Annotated in this window: 5 protein-coding genes and 1 pseudogene; 2 read left to right on the forward strand and 4 right to left on the reverse strand. The window is 68.9% G+C overall.

Translation table 11 applies throughout. The features are described from left to right. The 4 genes and pseudogenes from ACZ5WK_RS39850 to ACZ5WK_RS39865 all read right to left on the reverse strand — a co-directional run. A pseudogene (locus ACZ5WK_RS39850) lies at positions 1-289 on the reverse strand (hypothetical protein); the annotation flags it as partial. Between the two features lie 108 nt (positions 290-397). Then, a complete protein-coding gene (locus ACZ5WK_RS39855; RefSeq protein WP_465555414.1) occupies positions 398-1,681 on the reverse strand; it encodes a hypothetical protein in 1,284 nt (427 codons plus the stop codon). A gap of 246 nt (positions 1,682-1,927) precedes the next feature. Continuing rightward, positions 1,928-2,788, reverse strand: a complete 861-nt coding sequence (locus tag ACZ5WK_RS39860; protein ID WP_465555416.1) for an oxidoreductase — start codon at positions 2,786-2,788, stop codon at positions 1,928-1,930. Next, a complete protein-coding gene (locus ACZ5WK_RS39865; RefSeq protein ID WP_465555418.1) occupies positions 2,775-3,632 on the reverse strand; it encodes a helix-turn-helix domain-containing protein in 858 nt (285 codons plus the stop codon). The genes ACZ5WK_RS39860 and ACZ5WK_RS39865 overlap by 14 nt, the downstream gene beginning before the upstream one ends. A 795-nt stretch (positions 3,633-4,427) precedes the next feature. On the opposite strand from ACZ5WK_RS39865, the gene nudC reads away from it, so the two are divergent. After that, positions 4,428-5,327, forward strand: coding sequence for an NAD(+) diphosphatase (gene nudC, locus ACZ5WK_RS39870; RefSeq protein WP_266301112.1), 900 nt, complete (start codon positions 4,428-4,430; stop codon positions 5,325-5,327). A gap of 482 nt (positions 5,328-5,809) precedes the next feature. After that, complete coding sequence (locus ACZ5WK_RS39875) at positions 5,810-6,589, forward strand: IS5 family transposase (protein WP_465555421.1); 780 nt, start codon at positions 5,810-5,812, stop codon at positions 6,587-6,589. Positions 6,590-6,630 lie beyond the last annotated feature (41 nt).

Below are 6,630 nucleotides of genomic sequence, written 5' to 3' on the forward strand. Positions count from 1 at the left end.
TGAGGTCCTGGAGTGGTTCGTTGATCGCCAGACGCTCGGCAAGGACGTGCTCCAGGGCGGACAGGGAATGCGTGACGGCGACGGTGGCGAACTCGAACCGGTAGTAGGAGTGCCGGATGAGCTCGCGGGACGTTTCCATCGCGCTCATGACGTACATCGACGCGTCGCCGGGCAGAACGAGGTCGGCCACCAGGGCGTGCATGCCCGCATAGTCGAGAACGATGTCGCGGGAACGCGGGTCCGGTACTGGCAGCGGGAGCGGGCCGGGCAACGGCGGCAGGGTGTTCACCAGTGCAGTCTTGCCATCTGAAGGCTCTCGGTGCCAACGGATTTGCTCGGGGCGGTCGGCGACCCGGTGCCGCACGTCGCAACTGGCCCGGTCCGACCGGGTGTGGGGTTAGGTGGTGGCGCAGTCCAGGATTCGACCGTCGGACGTGCCGACGAGCAGGCGGCCGGGTTCGGTAACGGTCAGCGCCGTCGGGACGGCGGGGACCCCGGCGACGGTCAGCCGGTGGCGCCAGCGGAGGGTGCCGCCGTGGAGGTCGAGGGCCAGGAGCTCGCCGTTGCGGTAGGCCAGGTAGGCGGTGTCCGCTCCGGTGTCGAGGTCGGTGGCGACGTGGTCGGTCCGGAAGATCCAGCGGGGCACGCCGTCGGCGGCCGCGCGGCGGACGACGAAGGAACCGCCGGGTTGCAGGCCTCGGCCGTCGTAGACGGTGCCGGCGTACACCAGGTCGCCGTCGTCGGTTTCCACGCCCGGGCCGGGGAAGTGCGTCTGCCCGGGCTCCCAGGAGAACGGGAAGAGGGGTTGGGCGCCCGGCCCCTTGCGGGAGAGCGCCGCGAGCCAGTCCTGCTTGGGTCCCCGGCGGGCTCGTGCGACCTGGCGAACGTAGTCCCGGCTGCCGCGCCGGATCCGCAGGCGCTCTTGCCGGTCGACGTACGCGGTGGTCCGGTGCTGGATCAGCAGGCAGTCAGCGAGGACGGTGCGTACGGGCCGCTCCGGGGTGTCCTCCTCCTGGTCGAGGGTGGCCAGGACGGTGCCGTCCGGCAGTTCCTCGACGGCGAGGACGTGGCGCCGGGGCTCCCAGTCCGGGCTCAGCGCGGAGAGCGCCCGATGGGCTTCGTCCCGTCCGTCGGGGCGCGGGGCGGGTACCCGGGGGCCGGCCAGGTCGGCGGCGGTGAGCGAACGGGGTGCGGCAGCACGCCAGTCGGACCGCCGCACGACGGCGACGTGGCCCTCGATGTGAGCCTTCCGTTCGTCCTTGTAGTCGTCGGGCGGTGCCATCAGCACGCGCAGGGCCTGCCCGTCGAGCCAGGTCAGTCCGAGGACCTGGCGGCCGAAGTCGTGCTCGATGAGGGTGGTGGAGGAGCCCGTTTCCCAGTCGAGCAGGAGCAGCTCGCCCTCGAAGAAGAAGCCGCCGTCGTACTTCCCGGTCCCGACGGCGAGCAGGGGTTCCGTCGGGTGGAAGGCCAGGGCGTGCACCGGGAACCGGGTCCGGAACACGGCCCGGCAGCCGAGGTCCCCTACGCCGTACACCGCCACCGTCGCCATCTGGGCGAACCCGCGCTCACCCGCCACGGCGAGCAGACCACGCCCCTCGTCGGACACAGCCAGGACAGGCTCACCGACCTCGGCGAACGGGCGCGCACCGAGGACATGGAGGACATGGAGCGGGGAGGTCATGCCGGAGATCCTCCCAGCCGGTGCCGTCGGGCATACGAGCAGGCCTTGGCCAAGACCACGCGGCCAGCCGCCCTTGTCCCGTCGCAGTGCAGTTGTCCGTGGATCTTGCCGTGGGCTGCAGGCTTGCCAGGTTGGTTGAGAGCCGTTCGTCCCGGCGTTCTCAACAGAGCTGGCTTCTGCAGAATGTCGCGTTCAACGGTGTGGCAGGGCGGAGAGCTGGCACCTGGGATCGGTGATGCACGCCGTTCAGCTTGCGACCTGCTTCGAGGGGAAGTCGGTGCTGAGAGTGACCTCCCGCCAGCCGTCGAAAGTGGTTTTGAGGGAGTCGAGCTTGGCGGTGGCGATGTCGTATGCGGCCTTTCCCAGCAGCAGGCGCAGCGGTGGCTGTTCGGCCGTGATGGCGTCGATGATGGCTTGGGCGGCGCGTGCCGGGTCCCCGGGCTGGTGGCCGTAGGTGGCCAGGGTGCTGGCGCGCCGGGTGCCCGCGGTGGGGGCGTAGTCGTCGATGGTGGTGGCGGACTGGCGCATGGAGGGCCCGGGCCAATTGGTGCGGAATGCGGCGGGTTCGACGATCGTCACCTTGATGCCCAGGGGGGCGACTTCGGCGGCGAGTGACTCGGAAAGGCCTTCCACGGCGAACTTGGTGGCGTGGTAGTAGCCGGTGGCGCCGAAGCCGAGCAGGCCGCCGAGTGAGGAGATGTTCACGATGTGGCCGGCGCGGCGGGCGCGCATGCCCGGCAGGACGGCCTTGGTGGTGTTGGCCAAGCCGAAGACGTTGGTGTCGAACAGGGCGCGGATCTCGTCGTCCTCGCCCTCTTCGACGGCGGCGAGGTAGCCGTAGCCGGCGTTGTTGACCAGGACGTCGATCTTTCCGAAGGCGGTCTGTGCCTGGGTGACCGCCGTCGCGATCTGCCGGGAGTCGGTGACGTCCAGGGGCAGTGGGAGGGCGCGTTCGTCGTACCCGCGGATCACGTCGGCGACCGTGCGGGGGTCTCGGGCGGTGACCACTGCCCGCCATCCGCGCTCCAGCACGGCGGTGGCCAGTGCCCGGCCCAGGCCGGAGGAGCAGCCGGTGATGAACCAGACCGGCAAGTCAGGGGAGCTCATGCGGGGTGTGCCCTTCGGTTGGAGTGTCGTGGAGATCGGTGAGGGTGAAGCTGCCGAGCAGGGCCAGTGACTGCTCGGCAGCGGTGCCGGGTTCGGCTCGGTAGACGACGAGGTGCTGACCGGGGGCGCTGTTGACGGAGAAGGTCTCGAAGCCCAGGGTGAGGTCGCCGACCAGCCGATGGTGGAAGCGTTTCGTCGAGGCCGTTTTGGCTCGTACCTCGTGGCGCGCCCACATGCGTGCGAAGTCGAGGCTGCGCACGGACAGTTCGCCTACCAGCTCCTGCAGCCGCCGATCGTCCGAAGCGGGATTGGCGGCTCGCAGCGCGGCCACGCACCCCTGCGCGATGACGGCCCAGTCGCGGTAGAAGTCCCGGGCGGCCGGGTTGAGGAACATCGCTGTGATCAGACCGGAATCGCTGCCAAGCCACGAGAAGAGAGCCTCGCCGAGGGAGTTGACGGCCAGCAGGTCGAGGTACCGGCCGTAGACCAGAGCCGGTGTGTCCGCCCACATGTCCAGCAAGGCCACCAGCTGCGGGCCCGCGTACTCCCGGACGGGCTCGGAGCGCCAGGGGTGCGGCGGATCGACCAGCGCGCGCAGGTAGGCGGCTTCCTCGTCCTTCAACAGCAGGGCGCCCGCCAGAGCCCGCAGGACCTGGGGCGAGGGATTGCGTTCGCGTCCCTGTTCCAACCGCACGTAGTAGTCGGTGCTCACCCCGGCGAGGACCGCGATCTCCTCGCGTCGCAGACCGGGAGTACGGCGCGCCCCCGCGGGCATCTCGTGGTCCTCGGGACGCACCAGTGCGCGCCGGGCCCGTAGGAACTCACTCAGCCGGTTCGTGTGCATGGCCACCAACGTAGGGGCAAGCGGCACAACGAAGGTGGCCCTGCCACACCCACCCGGTCGGCCCGATCAACAGCTACCGGAGGCCGAGCCAGGTACGACAGAACCGACCCGACGTACGGGGTAGCCGTCGCGGCTCAGGCCGCGACGCAATGAGAATCCGCCAGCACGAACGAGAAGCAGTGAGAATCCGACAGGCGCAGTGCGACAGGACAGCCCTCTTGAATCGGCCGTCAACCTTCGATGAGACAAACCCTCGCCGGTCAAACTTCGGTGAGACTCGTCAAACCTCGATGAGTGGCTGTTGTCGTTCCGATCTTGAGGCGTGGCGGTCGAACCGGAGTCTCGATCGGGTGACCGTGGCGGCGTTGTCGGCGGCTGACTGCGATCCGTCAGATCCTCGCGGGCATCGGGGTCGGCAACGTCGTCGCCCGGGGCCAGGACCTCGCCGACGCGCGAGCGGGCGATGACCCACTCGTTCCACTCCCGCTCGACCACGGCCAGTTCGGCCTGGATTCGGTCGGCCTCCTCCCGCAGTTCGTCCATGCGACGGCGAGCGGTCAGCTCACGCTGTTCCAGCAGCCCTACGACCGACGGCATCCCCGACCTCCAGCAGAGCGACGACTCAACAATGTCACCACTCCCCGAGACCACCGACCCTATGCCTGAACAGCGAAAACGCCGCCCTCAAGGCCGGAAAGACAACAGTCACTTAGCCAAGTTCTGGCTGCGGAGGGTGTCGGCAGGACGTATCCGCTAGTGTCGAGGACAGGCCGACACTGTGATCCAGGAGGAGCGGTGTACTACAGCGGGTTGGGGCTCGACCGTGTCGTTGATCGGCGGGGAGACTCGGACTGGATCGAGGCACTGCTGACCAGGGCCAGTACCCAGGTCATTCCCCTGTGGCAGGACCAGTGCCTGGTGCGAAACGAAACGCCGTTGCGGCTGCCCTTGGCCCAGGCGAGGGACATCCTCGTCGCGGCCGGCGACCGGGTGCTGCTCGGCCTCGAAGGCGAGAGGGCGGTGTTCGCGGCTGATGTGTCCGGGCTCGAACGGGAGAGCGCCGTCGAGCTGGCCGGCGCGGACAGGATGCTGGACGTGCGGGCGATGGTTCCCACCATCACGCCGGACGAAGCGGGTCTGCTGGCGTACGCGCGGGGAATTCTGCACTGGAACCGCAATCAGCGGTTTTGTGGCGCCTGCGGGGGCCCGGCCCGGTCCTGCAATGGTGGCCACCTGCGGACCTGCCAGAACTGTGGGAAGCTGCTGTTCCCGCGGATCGAACCGGCCGTGATCGTGCTAGTCGAGCTTCCGGGCACGCCCCGGCGCTGCCTGCTCGGCCGCCATGCGGCATCCGGCCCGAACCGCTTCAGCACCCTGGCCGGGTTCGTCGAGATTGGCGAGAGCTTCGAGGACACGGTGCGCCGCGAGGTGCGGGAGGAAGCCGGCGTCACCGTGGGTGCGGTGACCTACCAGGGTTCCCAGGGGTGGCCGTTCCCGGCCGGGGTGATGATCGGGTTTCGCGCCGAGGCCGTTTCCGATGCGATCGATGTGGACAACGTGGAAGTGGTGGAGGCACGCTGGTTCACGGCCGCGGAACTGCGCGCGCGGCTGGCGGACGCTGCTCTCGGCGGCCCGTACCGGGTCGATTCGATTGGCAAGGCGCTCATCGACCAGTGGCTGGCCGACACAGACTGAACCGATGCGGTGCGAAGACAGATTTTACGCTGCTTCGCTCATCTTCTGCTTCAATTCGGCCACCGCCTGCGTCCGTCGGCTGGCCGACGGCCACCCGGCCGCATACCAAGCCCAGTCGGACCAGTCGCTTCGGCTCCTTGCTTCACTCGAACGGGTATCCGAGTGGTGATGAAAGGCTGGCTGGCGTGCCGCCTCGCGGGACTGGGCCGAGTATCGCGGCGTGGGACCCAGGTGACGAGCTCCCCGCACGACACGCCTGGGTCTTCCACAGCGCATCGGCTGCAAGGCGGGCGGACCGGAACCCTTGGCCCGCAACTGAACACGCCTCTGAGACACCTGAGTGGCTGTTGTCGTTCAATCTTGAGGCGTGGCGGTCAAACCGGAGTCTCGATTGGGTGACCGTGGCGGCTGCCGTGCATGGAAGCAGGGCCTCTTGGTAGCTCAGTGGGTGTCTACGCCAACGAGCTGCCCAGGAGACCCTGTTGGCGCATTTCTACGGCATCTCCGAGGCGGGGTCCACTTCGGCCACCCTTGCGTGTGACTGCCTGGCCCACAGGTTCGGGAACGCCGGCGACCACGGCGTGCGCGAGCGCCGCTATCCGACGGACATGTCGAACGCCGAGTGGGCAGTGGTCCGGCCGTTGCTGCCGGTGCCGGGCTGGCTGCGGGGCCGGGGCGGGCAGCCGGAGGCATACTGCCACCGAGCGATACTGGACGCGATCCGCTACCTCGTCGACAACGGCACGAAGTGGCGGGCCATCCCGGTCGACTTCCCGCCGTGGGACCGGGTCTACGCGTTTTTCCGACGCTGGCGCGACCACGGCCTGGTCAAGGAGTTCCACGACCGGCTCCGCCGTCGGGTCCGCGAGCAGGCGGGCCGGGATCCGGAGCCGAGCGCCGGGGTGATCGACTCCCAGTCGGTCAAGGCGGACGCCGTCGTCGGCTCCGACAGTCGCGGTTTCGACGGCGGCAAGCTGATCAACGGCCGCAAACGACACGCGGTCGTCGACACGCTCGGCCTGCTGCTCGCGGTGATGGTCACCTCCGCCGATGTCGGCGACCGTGCGGCAGCCCTGGTCCTGCTCGCCCAAGTCGCCGCCGCGCATCACCGGCTGGCCCTGGTCTGGGCCGACGGCGGCTACACCGGCAGCCTTGTCGAGTACTGCCTCGCCGCCCTCGCGCTGGTCCTGGCCATCGTCAAGCGCAGTGGGTGGTCTCTAGTAGTCCTCGCAACACCTGATGGCCTATGCGGTTGCCAGTAGATCACGCAGGCGCTCGGCTGGAGTTCTCCAGCCGAGCGTTT

The organism is Kitasatospora sp. NPDC032757 (assembly GCF_055579305.1).